Here is a 15,768-nt window from a genome sequence, read left to right on the forward strand (position 1 = left end):
ATCTGTTCACCTGTTCTGTGACGGACGACAACTGGGAAAACTGGATGAAGCGTTTGATGCTTGCCGCACTGCTGGGCGTGGTCTGCCCGCTGGGATTTGCGGGGCCCGAAGCGGCGAACAACGGCCAGGTCGCCACGTTCAAGAACGTGTCGGGCAACATTGATATCGCTCGAAACGACGCCCGGCTGGATGCCGTGTCCGGCATGCCGCTGTTCGTGTCCGACCGCATCGTCTCCGGTACCGGCGCGTCGGCCGGCATCGTGTTCAACGACGGCACGCAGCTCACGGTCGGGCCTTCCACCGACATCGAGGTTCGCGACTACACCTTTGAACCCAGGCAGTCCCGCTACGATTTCTTCGTCTACCTCGCCAGAGGGGCCGCGATCTACACATCGGGAATGATGGGCAGGCTCGCACCGGAGGCGATCAAGGTGGCCACACCCACGGCGACCATCGGCATTCGCGGGACGCGATTCATCATCGAGGCGGATTGATCACGCCATGAAGACTCCACAGATGCGATGGGCAAGGTGCGCGCCCCTGATCGCCGTCGCCCTGGCCTGCCTGGGCGGCTGTGCCACCGGCCTGAAGCCAGCCACGAGAACGTCCGTTGTCCTGTTGCCCGATGAGGACAGCAGGGTCGGCACCGTTTCCATGTCCACCGCGTCGGGTACGCAGCTGCTCGATCAAGCCTTCAGCCACACCATGGTGCATGGCAACCGCGTGGCTCCATCGCAGGCGCGGCCCGTCAGCCGCGGCCTGGTGGACACCGTCTACGGCGAACTGATCAAGAGTCAACCTTCGCCACCCAGAACCTTCGTGCTGCAGTTCATGCTGGACAAGACGGTGCTGACGGAAGAATCCAGGGCCCTGCTGCCCGCTGTGTTCGCCGCGGCACGCGAGCGCAAGCCCACGCGCATCACGGTGTTCGGTCACGCGGACGCCAGTGGGTCGCAAGAGTGGAACCTGAAACTGTCGGCCGAACGAGCCGAGACGGCCGCCCAGCTGCTCAGGAACAACGATCCCACGCTGAAAGACATCGAGATTCAGTATTTCGGCGATACCAGGCCATTGAGCGCAGAGACGCGGGCATCGGACCCGAGGAACCGGCGGGTTGAAATACTCATACTCTGAACCACTGAGTTAACGATGAGCGTTGACAGCGTGGTCGGCGGAGAACATACACTCCGCATCTCCATGAGTACCCGCAGCGCCACCCGCCAGAATCCCTTTCCCGCGACCGCGAAAAAGGCCACCCGCGCCAGAACCCGGCGCAACCATCAGGCGCTGCTGGCCACCGAAGCCTCGCCGTACTACCAGATCTGGGTGCTGACCAACCTCACGGCCAAGCCCTTCATCGTTCGCTTCGGCGAGCGTTTCGATCTGAACCTTACCGACTGGCGCATCCTGCTGACGCTGGCTGACAAGCCCGGCATCACCGCGCAAGGCCTGGCCGATTACACCGGTCTGGACAAGATGAGCGTCTCGCGCGTGGTGCGCAAGCTGGAAGCGCAAGACAGGCTGGTGCGTGAGAACAGCGAAGCCGACCGGCGTAGCTTCCACCTCAATCTCACCGAGGCCGGCTGGGCGGTGTACGAGGAGATCGCGGTGGCCGCGATCGAGCGTGAAACGCAGGTCTATGCCGGCCTGAGCGCCGCCGAGGTGAAGACGCTGCACGAGTTGCTGGGCAAGCTCTCGGTGCGCGCACGGCTTCCCATGGGTTGATTCAGAAGCCGTAAGGATCCAGCGCGGGGTCGTCGCCCGCGTGCGCAGGGCCTTCTGCCCATGCAATCAAACTGCAGCCGTAGCGCGAACCCAGTTGCACCCGCGCGCCGGGTTCGATCACCATCACCGATGGCCCTGCGACCGTGACGTCGCCTACGCTGAGGTCGCCAGCGAGCAGGAAAAAGTCCGTCAGGCCCGTGTGGTGCAGGTCGCTGAGCCGGGCCCCTGGCCAGAGCTGCAACGAGCACAACCGGTGGTTGCTGCCGGTGCCCGCGTAATCGAACACCGGACGGCGCAACACCCCCGCAAACGGCGAGGCAACTGGTGCCACCGAGTCGAGCACCACCGTGAGGTCTGGGGGCGTGAACGGCTGCGCGTTGGTCACCGTGGTTTTCTTCGCGTGCGGATGGATCGCGGCACCATCCGGCTCGATGATCACCGGTCCCTCCAGCCGCGAGAACAGCGTGCAGCCGCCATAGGACACCGCATCGTGGGTGGCGCCCGTGAGGTTGATGCCCACCGCACCAGCGCGCGTGGTGCACTGGAAATCGGTGAGTTCGCCCGAGAGGAAATAGCTGCTCGCCACGCCGCGATGCTGGTGCACGCCGGAGCGGCTCATGGGGTCGAACACCAGCATGCCGAGGAAGAGGCCGCGCTCTGGATCGCGCCGAACGGCCTTCTCGCGCGAGGTTCCGCGCGGCGTCGTGCGCCACGGAATGGCCTCGAGATCGTAGGCGTACACGCCGGGCTGGACTCGATGTCCTGCGACTGTGGCGGGTGCGTGGTCGGGTGTGGCGATGAGGGGTTCGGCGGCAACGGTCATGGTGTCGTCCTAGGGTAAACGAGGGGCTGTCATCAAGGTAACGAACGTTACTATATGACGGAACCAAAGGCCTTGTCATGTCTTTTCTTTCGAGTCCACCGACCACTTCGAAAACGCCCGGTGTGCACGTGGTCACCGGTGCCAGCCATGGCATCGGCGCGGCCACTGCAGCGTTGCTGGCGGCGGCTGGGCACCGCGTGGTTTCGCTCGATGTGGTGGCGCCGACCGCAGGCTCGGTTGGTGCGGACGTCCTGATTCAACACCTCGCCTGCGACCTGGCCTCGGAAGACGCGATCGGCAAAGCGTTCGCGCGCATCGAACAGGAGCATGGCCATGTGGATGGGCTGGTGAACTGTGCCGGCGTCGAATCGCGGCACCTGCTGGAGAACATGCCAGTGGCTGCCTGGGACCGGGTGATGGACATCAACCTGCGCGGCACCATGTTGTGCCTGCAGGCGGCCGCACCGCTCATGCGCGAAGGCGCATCGGTGGTCAATGTGGCCTCCATCGCGGGCAAGCGCATGTCGTATTCCGGTGACGCGGCCTACACCGCGTCCAAGGGCGCGGTGCTCGCCTTCACGCGCCATATGGCGTTCGAGCTCGCGGGCCGCCGCATCCGCGTCAATGCGGTGTGCCCTGGCCCCACGCTCACGCCCATGATCTACCGCAGCTTGAACGAAGAGCGCATCGCAGCCGTCGCCGAGTCGGTGCCGCTGGGTCGCTGGGTTCAGGCGGACGATGTGGCCCAGGCCATCGCTTTCCTGCTTTCTTCCGCCGCCGCCATGATCACAGGCAGCACCATCGATGTGGATGGCGGCATGCTGGTGTCCAACGGCACCCCCTACCGGGACTACGTGGCCGCCCGGCAAGTGCAACACGCTGCGCCACCTTCACCGGAGACTTCGCCATGAAATGGATTCGCCCACTGATGGCCGGGCTTGCCCTGGCTTTCCTTTCCACCGCCCAGGCGCAACCTGCGCTGCGCATGGCCTACGTGGCGCCCCCGCCGGTGTGGGGTCCGATCGCCGACCGCTTCGCTAAAGAGGTGGCCGATCGCACGAACGCGGAAGTCAAGATCCAGTCGTTCGGCGCCGGCCAGCTCGGCAGCCTGCCGCAGAACTACGCGGGTCTTCGCACCGGGCAGATCGACATGATGCTGGCCGACACGGGCACGCTGGCGCTGGCGCGCGGCGGCAAGGACTTCAACGCCTTGTTCGCGCCCTACGTTTTCCGCGATCACTCGCACTTCAAGACCTTCATGCAGTCCGATACCTTCCGCCAGATGCTTGATGGTGTGGAGAAGGAAGCCGGCTTCAAGCTGGTCGGCTACGTGTCGGACCGCACGCCGCGCCAGCTCACCACCTCCAACCGCAAGGTGCTGAAGCCCGAAGACATGAAGGGCCTGAAGGTGCGCGTGCCCGAGACGCCGGCCATTCTGGAGGTGATGAAGGGCTGGGGCGCTTCGCCCACCCCGGTGCCGGCAGCCGAGCTGTATCTCGCCATGAAGCAGGGCCTGGTCGACGGGCAGGACAACGGCTTCGATGCCATCGCCGGGGCGAAGTACTACGAGGTGCAGAAGTACGCGATGAAGATCGACTACATCCAGTCTGGGCTGATCGTGCTGATCGCTGCCGACAAGTGGGCACGCCTCACGCCGGCCCAGCAGAAGGCCATGACCGATGCGGCGGTGGCAACCGAGAAGTGGGCCAGCAAGGAAACCTGGGACGCTGCGGCAAAGTCGATTGAGACGCTGAAGGCCAATGGCATGGAGATCGTGGAACCTGACCTGGCCGCGTTCCGCAAGATGGCCGATGGCATCGTGGCGAACTTCGATGGCCAGCTCTGGAGCAAGGGCACGGTGGAGAAGATCCGGGCGGCTAAATGAGCTGGCTCCTGGGCTTGCTCGATCGGATCGTGCTGGCCCTGCTGGGTCTGGCATTGCTCAGCCTGGTGGGCATCGGCGGCGCACAGATCGTGCTGCGCGAAACCATCGGCACACCGCTGCCGTGGGCCATGGAACTCAGCGTGCTCATCATGATCTGGGCGACCATGCTCACCGGCTACGTGGGCGTGCGGCGCAACTCTCATCTGTCGGCCGATTTTCTGGGTTTGAGCATGTCCGAGCGCGCACGGCGCGCGCTGACCACGCTGGCGCTGCTGCTCTCGCTGCTGTTCGTGCTGGTGTATGGCTGGCAGAGCCGCCTGGTGATCGATGCCATGGAGGGCATCCCGTTCACCTCGCTGTCGGTGACGCAGCCGGTGCTGTACTGGTCGTTGCCCGTGGGGGCCCTGCTCATGGCGTTGGCTCTGGTGAATCGCCTGTGGCTACAGGTGCGCGGAATCGAGGCGCCCTGATGGAACAGGTGATGCTTTTCGGCGTGTTGATGGTGGCCTTCATGGGCTTCGCGCTCATCGGCGTGCCGGTGTTCTTCGCCATGGGTCTGGCCTCGCTGGTGTTCATCGTCTTCAGCGGCGGCGCGGTGCCGGTGAACATCGTGGCCTCTTCGATGATCCAGGGCATGGACTCGTTCGCGTTCCTCGCGATCCCGTTCTTCTTTCTGGCCGGCGAACTCATGAACACCGGTGGCATCACGCGGCGGCTCCTGAACTTTGCCTCCGCCGCCGTCGGGCACATCAAGGGTGGCCTCTCACACGTGGCGATTCTGGCCAGCATGGTGTTCTCGGGCGTGTCGGGTTCGGCCGTGGCCGATGCGTCGGCCATCGGCTCTTCCATGATTCCCGCCATGAAGGACAAGGGGTACCCCGGCGCATACGCCGCCGCCGTGGTGGCGGCCGCTTCCACCATGGGCCCCATCATCCCGCCATCGATTGCCTTCGTCGTCTATGCGCTGGTGAGCGACGTGTCGGTGGGCCAGCTGTTTCTGGCCGGCGCCATTCCAGGGCTTCTGATGGGCGTGTACCTGCTGGCCGCGGCCAGCTGGGTGGCGCACCGCCGCAACCTGCCGTTTTCCGAACGCACCTCCATGCGTGCCGTGCTCATCGCCTTGCGCGATGCCTTGCCTGCGCTCGCCATGCCCGTCATCATCATCGGTGGCATCGTGGGCGGCATGGTCACCCCCACCGAGGCGGGCATCATCGCCGTGCTGTACGCCATTGTCATCAGCGTGTTCTTCTACCGGGAACTCACGTGGTCGCAGACCTGGCACATCTTCTGCGAATGCATGGTCAGTTCCGGCATCATTCTGCTCACCATCGCAGCGTCGGGCATCTTCTCCTGGCTGGTGGCCAACCTGGCCATCGGCGAAACCCTGGCCACCACGCTCAAAACCCTCACCGACAGCCCGTGGATCATGCTGGCGCTCATCAACGTCGTGCTGCTGCTCTGGGGTCTCGCACTCGAGCCAGCGGTGGCGCTGGTCACCCTGGTGCCTGTGCTGGTGCCGATTGCGAATGCCTACGGCATCGACCTCGTCCATCTGGGTGTCATTGTCGTGCTCAATCTGATGATCGGTCAGCTCACGCCCCCGTCTGGCGTCATCACCTTCCTCACCGCGCAGATTGCCGGTGCGCCACTGCACACCGTGTTCAAGGAGGCGGTGCCGTTCACGCTGGCCCTGATCGCCGTTCTGCTGGTCGTCACCTATGTGCCGCTGGTTTCGCTCTGGCTGCCAGGTGTGCTTGGCGGGTAGGGCAGCGGCGGCACCTTCGTGAATCTGCTGAAGTGATTCGACGCTCGAGGTGGTCGGCTGGGCAAGTTTTCCCCCGAGCTCTCCTCCTCAGCCTACGCTGGCGAATCCTGACCCACGCCAACGGAGATTCGCCATGCCTTCGCCACCGCTCGACATCTGGGAAGCCGCGCGCCACGACGACGTGCTTTCGCTGCGGCACCTGCACGGGCAGGGCAGATTGCTCGACGCGATGGATGCACGTGGCCTGACGCCGGCCCACTACGCCGCTGGCAACGGTCACCTGGCGGTCCTGCACGAACTCCGCCGGCTGGGGGCCTGCCTGGACGTGGCCGACGCCACGGGCACCACGCCCGCACACGATGCCGCGAGCGGTGGCCATATCGACGTGATGGCCGAGCTGCACGACGCCGGTGTGCCCATGAACGTGCGCAACCTTCGCGGGCTCACGCCCGCAGACCTCGCCGCCATGCACGGGCATGTCGAGATACTCGACTGGACGGGCTGTCCGACCTCATGAATTGAACGGGTCCGCGATGGCGAACCACACCCCGAGCGCGACCGAAATGATGAAGGCGCCGTCCAGCAGGCCGGCGAGCAAGAACACCTTGGGTTGCATGGCCTCCATCATCTCCGGCTGCCGCGCCGAGGCTTCCAGGTATTTGCTGGCCATGATGCCGATCCCGATGCACGAACCGAGTGCGCCCAGGCCGATCATGTGGCCGACGGCGAGGGGAATGCTGCTGATGTCTGACATGGTGGGCTCCTTTCGTTGAGTTGCCTCCACTGTGCCGGTGTGGCGGTCGGAAATCGATAACCTCGCAGGTCATGGCGCGCTCCTGCCGCTTCGTCGCCAGCCTTTGGCATCTGGAGACGTTCCCTGGTGCGGCGGTCGTCCTGACATAGGCTTTCCCCGAAATGACAGGCAACTTTTGCCGGCCCCGCATTCGGAACAAGGACCGCGCGCCATGCTCACTTCGGAAACCAGCCACCCCCCCCGACCAGCCCGGCGGCCACGGGTAGCGCGCATGGCCACCGTGCCCGCCTTGCTTCCGCCTCAGCTCGTCGAGCGCCCCCCCACGCCTGCGCTGGTGGGCAGCAGAGGCGATGAAGTCACCACCGGCAAGCGGCTGCACTACGCCGACGTTCTGGCCACTTCGTCGACCCCCGTTGCGCGGTAGTGCGATGGACCCGATGCGCGCGTGGCTGGTCGGCCTGGCCTGTATCGGCGTGGGAAGCGGCGCGCTGGCCGCGCCAGCCGCGCCTGAGCCGGCACTCCAGGAAGCCATTGGGCAGTGCGTGTCCGATGCCAGCACACGCCACGGCGTCAACCCCGATCTGCTGCTGGCCATACTCCAGGTCGAATCCGGTCTGCGTGCCGATCCGGTGCGCCGCAATGCCAACGGAAGCATCGACGTGGGCATTGCGCAGATCAACAGCATTCATTTCTCCGAGCTTCGTCGCTACGGCGTGGAATGGCAGCATCTGCTCAAGCCCTGCGTGGGCATCCATGTGGCGGCCTGGCACCTGAAGAACCAGATATTGCGACACGGCAACACCTGGTTTGCGGTGGGCGCGTACCACAGCGTCACGCCGTCCTTCAACCAGATCTACCAAGGCCGTGTGGTGCGGGCGTTGACGCGCATGGGCAAGCTCCCGCCCTGAGTTTTGATGCCTGCATGAGTCGTTCGTGGCCGTTTCAGGTGCATTCGTGCCCTTGTTCTGGCATCGCGAGTCATCACCGTCATCATCCGCGTCGCGCTCGATCTGTAGCGTTGCATCCTGGGAGCGCGAAGACATGTCGGATACCAACGAATCCACCCTCTACAACCAGGTAATCGGCGATTTCTGTGCGCGCATGAACCTGAGCGACAAAGAAGCCGTTGCTCGAGGGGCATCGATCGACATCGAGGGTGTGCAGATGGCCATCACCCTCAACCAGGTGGTTCCACAGGCTCCTGCCGTTTCGATCTATGTCGACGTCGGCTTTCCACCCCGCGCGGGCGAAGCAGCGGTGCTGCGCATGCTGCTGCAGCAAAACTTCACGCATTCGACCAGCCGCGGCCTGACCTATTGCATCTCTCCGGCCAGCGGACACGTGGTCGGCGCCATCCACGTGGGTCTGGGGGGTCTGGAAGGCCAAGGCCTGGAGGCCCTGGTGAACATGCTGGTGGACGTGTCGCTTGAATTTCGCGAAACGTATTTCCTTTGGGAACGGCCCTCAGCGCTCTCTGTAGCCAGAAGCACAGAGCTCGCATGACCACCGCATCTGCCATCGGGCCTTCCCGCGCAACTCGGCAGCCCCTTCCACGGCTGGGGGCCTGATTTCATGCGCCCCAGAAGAACTGCTTCGTTGTCACCGGATGAGGCGGCCCAACCTGGCGATGCGCAACGGCCAGGCAGCCCCCCTTCCCTGGTGGAGTCTGACGCACTGCCCACTCCTGCGCCGGCTGTGTCCTTTCAGGCTGCCCTCAATGCCACCGGCCAGTTTCCTGAGCACCTTCAGGACTACGACCGTGTTCGCGGTGCGGTGCGAGCGTTCATTGCCGGAGATGCGAGCCGTGAGGATCTGGACACCTTGTTTCTTCGCAATCCGGCGGGTCAATCCATCGCTCACTGGGCAGTGGCCAATCGCCAGTCTGATGTCTTGATTGCGCTCGCGACGCCCCTGGCGACGCGGGGAGTGGACCCGGCACTGCGCGCGGCACTTCGTGAAGTGCTCATGCGCTGCGATACAAGCCGAGCCGGGTGTTCACCAGCTCATTGGGCGGGCTTGTACCGCCGCTCGGGCATTCTGAGGTTGTATGCCGAAGATCGCCTTGGCCTCTCAGAGGCGCTGATACAGGGCGATGCCTCTGGCAACACCCCTGCCCACTATTGGGTTGCGAGTGGGGGCCGCGTGGAGGCGCTGGCTGACATCGCCACCACCAGGAATCTCCGCGCCGGGCATCCCATGCGAACGGCGCTGACCCAGGCAAACATTCTGGGCCAGCAACCGAGAGATATGAGTTTGAGGGCCCAGCCCTGGCCAGGTCCCGGCCCTGCTGGTGCCGCAGCCGCGGCCGGAGCCGGAGCAGCGTCCGGCCCGACTCCGTGAAGCCCGTCTGGGTGGCAGGCGGTGGTGCTCAGTCTGCACCTCGGCGCCACGATGCCGCGATTCGTGGATGAGGCCGCATGTTTCGTGATGAGCCAGCCCCAACGGAATGGCCGGCTGTTCAAATTCGCGCACCACGCCAGACGCGAGTTCGTTCACCGAGCGGCTCGGCAAGGCATCAACCTGGAGAGTGTTTCATGAGGGAATTCGCGTGCTTCGGCGTCGGACCGGTCCGTTTTGAATGCAGCGGTCAGCGGTTTGCGGTGTTGTGTGTATTGGCGTTGGCTTTGTTCATGTTCAGTGATGTGGCGTTTGCGGCAGATCCAGTGAAAGCGGCGGCAGATCCGTTTGCCGGTACCGCTCTGGCAACCGCATTGGGCAGCCTGGTCGCCGCTTTAAACGGTGCCATCGCTCGCTCCCTCGCCGCCATTGCCGTCATTGGTATGGGTATTGCCGCGCTGACAGGGAGGGTCGAGTGGAGCCGTGCCATTGTTGTGGTGCTGGGTGTGGGCTTGATCTTTTCGGCGGCAGCCATGATCACTGCGTTGTTTCCTGTATGAAAAGCGTTCTGACCATCTTTGGACTCACAGTTCTGTTGCAGGCTTGCGCCATGGGCGAACTTGCAGCACCCCCCGCCCCCTGCGCCTCCACCGTGCCCGACTGCGGACCCGCCAAACCGCTCAACACCTCGGTGGCCCAGGCCTCACGCGGCCAGGGCGCCGCGTTCGCCTGACCGCAGAGCATTCACCGAGCGCGCCCTATGGCCGACACATCGCCCCAATGTGAGTCCGACCACGTATTCCTCGGCCTCACCCGCCCGCCCATGTTCTTCGGCATCACCGACGTGTACGCGGTGTTCATGACCTTCTTCGTCATGATCGTGTTCCTCGGGCTCGGGGGCATGAAGGGCATTGTGTACGGGCTGATGTGCGCGCCCGCGCTGTATGTGTTCGGCTACGCCATGTGCGAGCGCGATGCGCGGGTGTTTCAGCTCTGGGTCGCCAAGCTGGCGTATTTTTCCCAGGGCCGGCGCCGCGCTGCGTACTGGGGCGGCCCGTCGTTCGATCCGAGTTGTGTATTGCCGGCGTTGCAGGTGGTGCGTGCCCGGTCGGCCGCGCCGCCCTGAAGGGGTTTCTCATGTGGCGCAACCTGAGCAGCATGGCGGACGACGCTGTCCGCAAGGTCACGCATGAGGCACAGGCTTCCCGCTGGTGCATTCCCTATGTGTCGCATGTCAATGCACACACGCTCAAGACGCAGGACGGCAGCCTGTTGCAGGTGCTGCACCTGGGAGGCCTGCCCTTTGACACCGCCGACGCCGATGAGCTCGACCTGTTCAAGCGCATCCGCAACCAGCTCTGGAAGACCTTCAGCACCTCCAACCTCGCGGTGTACCACCACCTGGTGCGCCGCCGCCGCGTCACCCTGCCAGAGGGCGAGTTCAACGCGGGGGGCTTCCCCGCCCAGTTGAACGAAGCCTGGTGCGAACGCCTGGCACAGCGCAAGCTCTACACCAACGACATCTACCTCACGCTGGTGCACAAACCTGGCGAAGGTGTGGCCAAGCGGATCGACCAGTTGTTCAAGGCGTTGTCGGAGCGGCTGGATGCGCAGGAACGCGAGGAATACGAACGCAAGGCGCTGCAGGCGCTGAACGATTCCATGCGCGCGCTGCTGGAGGTGTTCAAGGCCTACCAGCCCCGGCTGCTGGGCGTGCAGCCCAGTCCGGGCGGTGTGCCGTGCAGCGAGCTGATGCAGCTCTATGGCTTCTTCATCAACCTGCAGGAGCGTCGTTACGCGGTGCCCGAACGGCCTGTAGCCGAAATTCTGCCAGTGGCCCGCACCATTTTTCGCAACGAAGTGGTGGAGCTGCGGCACACGGCGCGCACCATTTATGCCGGCGTGGCTTCCATCAAGGAATACCCTTCGCAGACCGCGGCCACCATGTACGACAAGCTGCTCACGCTGCCGTTCGAATTCTGCGCCACTCAGTCGTTTCGCTTCGAAGAGCGCTCGCGCAGCGAAGCCGCCATCAAGCAGCAGCGCAACCGGCTCCTGAACGCTGGCGACTCGGGCCAGTCGCAGATTCACGCGCTGGACATGGCCATGGAAGAAACCAAGGGCGAAGCCGGTTTCGGCTTGCACCACCACACCCTGATGGTGTGGGACGAAGATGCCTCCGCGGTAGCGGGCAAGCTCGCCACGGTAGACGCGGAGCTGGCCGAGAACGGCATCACCAGCGTGCGCGAAGACGTGAACCTGGAAGCGGCTTTCTACGCCCAGCTGCCGGGCAACTTCCGCTTCATTGCCCGGGGCGCGCGCATTTCCACCAAGAACTTTGCCTCGTTCGCCAGTTGCCACAACTACCTCGGCGGGCGTTCCCGTTCCATCTGGGGGCCGGCCATCACCGTGCTGCCCACCGCCTCCGGCACCGCTTACCACTTCAACCTGCATGTGGCCGACCGGGGCAACACGCTGGTGCTGGGCCCCACCGGCCAGGGCAAGACGCTCACCACGTCGTTCCTGTTCGCACAGAGCCTCAAGCTCGGCGGGCGCCGCGTCTTTCTCGACAAGGACCGTGGCATGGAGATTTTTGTGCGCGCGATCGGTGGCAACTACTTTCGCATTGAAAGCCAGCGCCGCACCGGCTGGAACCCGCTGCAGCTGCCCGACACCCCGGCGGCACGTGGCTTTCTGGTGGACTGGTTCGAGACCCTGCTGACCGATGAAGGCGGCACACCGGTGGACGCCGAGGACCGCCAGCGCATCCGCCAGATTGTTTCCAGCGTGTTCGACCTGGCGCCCGATCTGCGCCAGCTCTGCCACGTGGCCCCGATGTTTGGCAACGCCGAGCAGGACAAGCTGGCCAAGCGCCTGCTCGACTGGTACGAGCACCCTCGCTACGGCCGCGGGCAGCATGCCTGGGTGTTCGACAACCCGCGCAACGAGCTGGACCTGAGCAACCCGGTGATTGGCTTCGACATGACCTACGTGCTGGACGCGAAACAGATTCGCCCCGCCGTGCTGACCTGGTTGTTCTACATCGTCGAGAGCCTGCTCGACGGCCAGCCGCTGGCGATCTTTGCCGACGAAGGCTGGCGCCTGCTGGACGACGAGATTGTGGCCCGGCGCATCGAGAACTTCGAATTCGTCATCCGCAAGAACAACGGCCTGCTGGTGTTCGCCACGCAGACACCCGAAACGGTGATGAACTCGCACATCTCGGCCGCGCTCAAGCAGCAGTCGGAAACCTTCATTCTGTTCCCCAACCCCAAGGCCGAAGAAGAGGTGTACCGGGGTTACCTGGGCCTGAACCAGACCCAGTTCAACATGATCCGCAACGACCTGCCCATGCGGCCCGGGCGCGGCTGGTTCCTGGTGAAGAACAGCCTGGGGGTGAGCGTGTGCCAGCTCGACATGCAGGGCATGGACGACCACATAGCGGTGCTCTCGGGCAACAAGAACACCGTGGCGTTCATGGACCGCCTGATGGCCGAGCACGGTGAAGACCCGGCGGCCTGGCTGCCACATTTCATGGCAGGGCACCACAGTGCGGGCAACGCCGAGGCGGCAGGGAGGCAGGTGTGATCTTTTTTGTGCTGGATGGCGTTGATCAATTGCTGCGCCAGGGCGTCATTCAGCCGGCATTCAAGGCACTTAGCGACTTTGTCGCGTTTCCGCTGCGCATGGGCATGATCCTGCTCGTTGCGGCCCACGGTTTCCGGCTGATGAAGGGTCATACCCAAGGCCTGTCCAGTGTGGATGTGGGGTGGCTGATCCTCAAGATGGCCTTGGTCACAGAGTTGCTGATCAACTGGCCCTTTTTCAATGACCTTGTCTACACCACGGTCTGGGGCACGTATACGGAGCTTGCAGACGTCCTTGCCAAAACTTTGATATCGAAGCGCGATGCGATTTTTGATACGTGGGGCGTGGGACTTCCGGGTGTGACGATGTTCAGCCTCAAGGCTTCAACGCTCGACGCGGCATTTGTCGGACAGTTGGAGTCGGCCTTTCTGGATATGGTGGCTGAGCCAAAGTTCGTGACGCTGAGCGGTGACACGGCCAAGCTCACGGTGCCGATCCCGAAGATACCGTTCGTGGGGGGCACTGTCGACATCGATAAGTTCGAGATCCCGATCCCGATGGTGTTTCCCAACCTCATCGGCAACATCGCCGGTCTGATTAGGTTCGTCATGACGATCGTACTGTTTGCCAGCGTTTTCATCGTGATGCTGCTGTCCAGACTCGGCCTCGTGAGTTGTCTGGCTGTTGCGCCCATCTTCATTGCCTTGGCACTGTTTGAACACACCCGCTCATACACCGATGCCTGGTTTCGCGGTATGTTGGGCTTCATCCTGACGCCGCTGCTGCTGGTGCTCATTCTGATGATTGCTGATGCCTGTTCCGGCATCCTTGAAGGTAGAGCCCGAGCCGGGTGGCCTCTGATGCCCAGTGCGTTGAGTCTGATCGGGCCGGCGATTGCTTACTTGCTCGTCTACTACGCACTCGCCAAGTCCGTCGCCAGCATCCCGCAGTTCGCCTCCGGCCTGGTGGGTTCCATGTTGTCCCATGTCGGCGGCGAAGCGGCGCACAGCCTGATTGGAGGCATGCACAAAGGCATTGACGCCGGCATCGGTGCGGCCAAAGGTGCGGTCAAGGGCTTTGCCATGGGTGGGCCTGCCGGCGCGAAGCTGGGCGCCGCGAAAGGCGCCGCTGGCGCCATGCGCTGACGCATCGCCATCTCCGATCTCCACCACGAACCGAACCGCCGCCAGACCGCATGAGCACCACGAGCACCACAAGCACGATGACGCAAGCCGAAACCGAACACCCGCCCGCTGAGGCGCAGTACTACGCCGCCGCCTCCAGCTGGGACGCCGAAGTAATTCGCAACGTCCGCGTGGCGCGCAACCGCGCCTACCTGTTTGCTGCGCTCAGCTGGATCGTGACCTTCGCCGCGACCATCGCCATGGCGGTGGTCTTCACGCGCGAGAAGGTGGAGGTGGTGACGATCGCCTACAACGATGCCACGCAGACCGTGCGCCATGTTCGCTACAACGCCGAAGATGCGCAGCGCCTTACTGGCATGGAGGCGGTGCGCAAATTTCACATCAACCAGTGGATGCTGGCCGCCGAGACCTGGAGCCAGGCCGATGTGCAAAGCCGGGTCAAGACCCTGCGCCTCTTTGCTTCGCCGTCGGTCGAACCCCGGCTGTCGGCGCTGTTTGGCGGCAGTGCGCAAGATCGGGCCATGGGGCAGCGGCTGGAGCGCGTTCTGAAGATTCACTCGATTTCCCAGCTCAAGGACGGTGTGGCCCACGTGCAGTTCCAGACCGAAGAGTTCATTGATGGCAAATCGATCGGCATCTATGAGTGGGCCTCGATCATCGAGTTCGGATTCACCCATCGGCCCATGGTCGGCAGCGATCTGGTCAATCCCTTCGGCTTTCAGGTGACCAACTACCGACGGGATGCCGCCGCCGTGCGAAATCCATGAAGAACCCCTTGTTTTCAGACCGCGATTCAACCAGGACGAGACCCATGAAATTCACTGCATTCCTTCTGGCCGCCTGTCTGGCGCTGAGCGCACAGGCCGCGGAAACGCCCTCGCGCAAGGGCGCACCCAGGGCTTCGGTGCCGATCGTGACTTCGCCTGGCATCGAGACCCGACCCGTGCGCATGGACGAGCGCATTCGGCTGGTGACCTACGACCCCGACGCGGTGATCCGCCTGCAGGGTGCCTACGGCTACACGTTGGCGGTGGAGTTCGCGGCCGACGAGAAAATTCTCACCATGTCCCTGGGCGACAGCGTGGCCTGGCAGGCGGTTCCGCGTGAGAACGTCCTGTTTCTCAAGCCGCACGAGGACAAGGCTGAAACCAACCTGCTGGTGCAAACCACCCGGCGCTCCTACACCTTCAACCTGCAGGCCTTCCAGCCTTTTGGGTTGAGCGACGGTCGCCTTACCTACCGGGTGCGTTTCCGGTATCCGCAGGACGAAGCCCGCCTGATGGAGGCACGCACCAGTGCCGCGAGGGAGCAGGCCGAGCGCGAGGCACGCACCACGGTGGGACTGTCCACGACCATGGCGTCGGGCATGCCCCCGCAGGCGCGCAACAAATTGCCCTCGCAATGGAACTTCAAATACTCCTTCAAGGGTTCTCGCGTGGCTGCGCCGGTTCAGGTGCTGGACGATGGCGAGTTCACCTACCTGCGCTTCGCCAGCTACGAGAGCGTGCCTGCGGTGTTCGATGTGGACACCCAGAAAAATGAAACGCTGGTCAACTTTCGCCGCGAGGGCGAATGGCTGGTGATTGAAAAGGTGTCACGCCAGCTGGTCTTCCGCAGTGCGGGCAACACCGAAATTGCCTGCGTGTTCAACGATGCATTTCCTCAACGCCCAGACACCGCTCTGCGCGAGCGCTGAGCGGTCGACTGCACGAACTCCCGTGAACCCTTACCTGAGCCCGCGACATG

20 protein-coding genes are annotated in these 15,768 nt (G+C 63.8%); 18 read left to right on the forward strand and 2 right to left on the reverse strand.

What is annotated here, in order from left to right:
* The first annotated feature begins 44 nt into the window (after window positions 1-44).
* The 3 genes from CAP37_RS01320 to CAP37_RS01330 all read left to right on the forward strand — a co-directional run bounded on the left by CAP37_RS01320 (window position 45) and on the right by CAP37_RS01330 (window position 1,725).
* Window positions 45-494, forward strand: a complete 450-nt coding sequence (locus CAP37_RS01320; protein ID WP_086124766.1) for a FecR domain-containing protein — start codon at window positions 45-47, stop codon at window positions 492-494.
* A gap of 7 nt (window positions 495-501) precedes the next feature.
* Window positions 502-1,134, forward strand: a complete 633-nt coding sequence (locus CAP37_RS01325; protein ID WP_086122499.1) for an OmpA family protein — start codon at window positions 502-504, stop codon at window positions 1,132-1,134.
* 63 nt (window positions 1,135-1,197) lie between these two features.
* Window positions 1,198-1,725 (forward strand): MarR family winged helix-turn-helix transcriptional regulator, encoded by a 528-nt coding sequence (locus CAP37_RS01330; protein ID WP_179190099.1) that lies wholly within the window; start codon window positions 1,198-1,200, stop codon window positions 1,723-1,725.
* A gap of 1 nt (window position 1,726) precedes the next feature.
* Here the strand turns inward: CAP37_RS01330 and CAP37_RS01335 are convergent, their stop codons facing one another.
* Complete coding sequence (locus tag CAP37_RS01335) at window positions 1,727-2,548, reverse strand: cupin domain-containing protein (RefSeq protein ID WP_086122501.1); 822 nt, start codon at window positions 2,546-2,548, stop codon at window positions 1,727-1,729.
* A gap of 77 nt (window positions 2,549-2,625) precedes the next feature.
* On the opposite strand from CAP37_RS01335, the gene CAP37_RS01340 reads away from it, so the two are divergent.
* From CAP37_RS01340 to CAP37_RS01360, 5 genes are all read left to right on the forward strand, one after another.
* A complete protein-coding gene (locus tag CAP37_RS01340; protein ID WP_086122502.1) occupies window positions 2,626-3,459 on the forward strand; it encodes an SDR family NAD(P)-dependent oxidoreductase in 834 nt (277 codons plus the stop codon).
* Window positions 3,456-4,433 carry a TRAP transporter substrate-binding protein gene (locus CAP37_RS01345; protein ID WP_086122503.1) on the forward strand — a complete coding sequence of 326 codons (978 nt, stop codon included), beginning with the start codon at window positions 3,456-3,458 and terminating at the stop codon, window positions 4,431-4,433. The genes CAP37_RS01340 and CAP37_RS01345 overlap by 4 nt, the downstream gene beginning before the upstream one ends.
* Entirely contained in the window at window positions 4,430-4,903 is a 474-nt protein-coding gene (locus CAP37_RS01350; RefSeq protein ID WP_086122504.1) for a TRAP transporter small permease, read from the forward strand. The genes CAP37_RS01345 and CAP37_RS01350 overlap by 4 nt, the downstream gene beginning before the upstream one ends.
* Entirely contained in the window at window positions 4,903-6,198 is a 1,296-nt protein-coding gene (locus tag CAP37_RS01355; protein ID WP_086122505.1) for a TRAP transporter large permease, read from the forward strand. Before CAP37_RS01350 ends, CAP37_RS01355 begins: the two co-directional genes overlap by 1 nt.
* A gap of 133 nt (window positions 6,199-6,331) precedes the next feature.
* Window positions 6,332-6,715, forward strand: coding sequence for an ankyrin repeat domain-containing protein (locus tag CAP37_RS01360; protein ID WP_086122506.1), 384 nt, complete (start codon window positions 6,332-6,334; stop codon window positions 6,713-6,715).
* Here the strand turns inward: CAP37_RS01360 and atpE are convergent.
* A complete protein-coding gene (gene atpE, locus CAP37_RS01365; protein ID WP_086122507.1) occupies window positions 6,710-6,952 on the reverse strand; it encodes a F0F1 ATP synthase subunit C in 243 nt (80 codons plus the stop codon). The two genes, CAP37_RS01360 and atpE, sit on opposite strands and share 6 nt — an antisense overlap.
* Window positions 6,953-7,223: 271 nt before the next feature.
* Here atpE and CAP37_RS21440 point away from each other — a divergent pair, with 271 nt between their 5' ends.
* From CAP37_RS21440 to CAP37_RS01410, 10 genes are all read left to right on the forward strand, one after another.
* Entirely contained in the window at window positions 7,224-7,376 is a 153-nt protein-coding gene (locus CAP37_RS21440; RefSeq protein ID WP_179190100.1) for a hypothetical protein, read from the forward strand.
* A 4-nt stretch (window positions 7,377-7,380) separates the two neighbouring features.
* The gene (locus tag CAP37_RS01370; RefSeq protein ID WP_086122508.1) at window positions 7,381-7,860 is read left to right on the forward strand and encodes a lytic transglycosylase domain-containing protein; all 480 of its coding nucleotides are present in this window, start codon (window positions 7,381-7,383) and stop codon (window positions 7,858-7,860) included.
* 133 nt (window positions 7,861-7,993) lie between these two features.
* The gene (locus CAP37_RS01375) at window positions 7,994-8,455 is read left to right on the forward strand and encodes a CesT family type III secretion system chaperone (RefSeq protein ID WP_086122509.1); all 462 of its coding nucleotides are present in this window, start codon (window positions 7,994-7,996) and stop codon (window positions 8,453-8,455) included.
* Between the two features lie 1,031 nt (window positions 8,456-9,486).
* Entirely contained in the window at window positions 9,487-9,849 is a 363-nt protein-coding gene (locus CAP37_RS01385; protein ID WP_179190101.1) for a TrbC/VirB2 family protein, read from the forward strand.
* Entirely contained in the window at window positions 9,846-10,022 is a 177-nt protein-coding gene (locus CAP37_RS21640) for a hypothetical protein (RefSeq protein ID WP_179190102.1), read from the forward strand. Before CAP37_RS01385 ends, CAP37_RS21640 begins: the two co-directional genes overlap by 4 nt.
* Window positions 10,023-10,049: 27 nt before the next feature.
* Window positions 10,050-10,415, forward strand: coding sequence for a type IV secretion system protein VirB3 (locus CAP37_RS01390; RefSeq protein WP_086122512.1), 366 nt, complete (start codon window positions 10,050-10,052; stop codon window positions 10,413-10,415).
* An 11-nt stretch (window positions 10,416-10,426) separates the two neighbouring features.
* Window positions 10,427-12,877: a VirB4 family type IV secretion/conjugal transfer ATPase gene (locus CAP37_RS01395; protein ID WP_086122513.1), complete on the forward strand. Its 2,451-nt coding sequence runs from the start codon at window positions 10,427-10,429 to the stop codon at window positions 12,875-12,877.
* Window positions 12,874-14,022 carry a type IV secretion system protein gene (locus CAP37_RS01400; protein ID WP_086122514.1) on the forward strand — a complete coding sequence of 383 codons (1,149 nt, stop codon included), beginning with the start codon at window positions 12,874-12,876 and terminating at the stop codon, window positions 14,020-14,022. The genes CAP37_RS01395 and CAP37_RS01400 overlap by 4 nt, the downstream gene beginning before the upstream one ends.
* Before the next feature lie 50 nt (window positions 14,023-14,072).
* Window positions 14,073-14,789 carry a VirB8/TrbF family protein gene (locus CAP37_RS01405; protein ID WP_086122515.1) on the forward strand — a complete coding sequence of 239 codons (717 nt, stop codon included), beginning with the start codon at window positions 14,073-14,075 and terminating at the stop codon, window positions 14,787-14,789.
* 44 nt (window positions 14,790-14,833) lie between these two features.
* Window positions 14,834-15,718, forward strand: coding sequence for a TrbG/VirB9 family P-type conjugative transfer protein (locus CAP37_RS01410; RefSeq protein WP_179190103.1), 885 nt, complete (start codon window positions 14,834-14,836; stop codon window positions 15,716-15,718).
* Window positions 15,719-15,768: the final 50 nt, after the last annotated feature.

Origin of the sequence: Hydrogenophaga sp. IBVHS1, from assembly GCF_002127265.1 — a bacterium.
Classification (GTDB): Bacteria; Pseudomonadota; Gammaproteobacteria; order Burkholderiales; family Burkholderiaceae_C; genus Hydrogenophaga.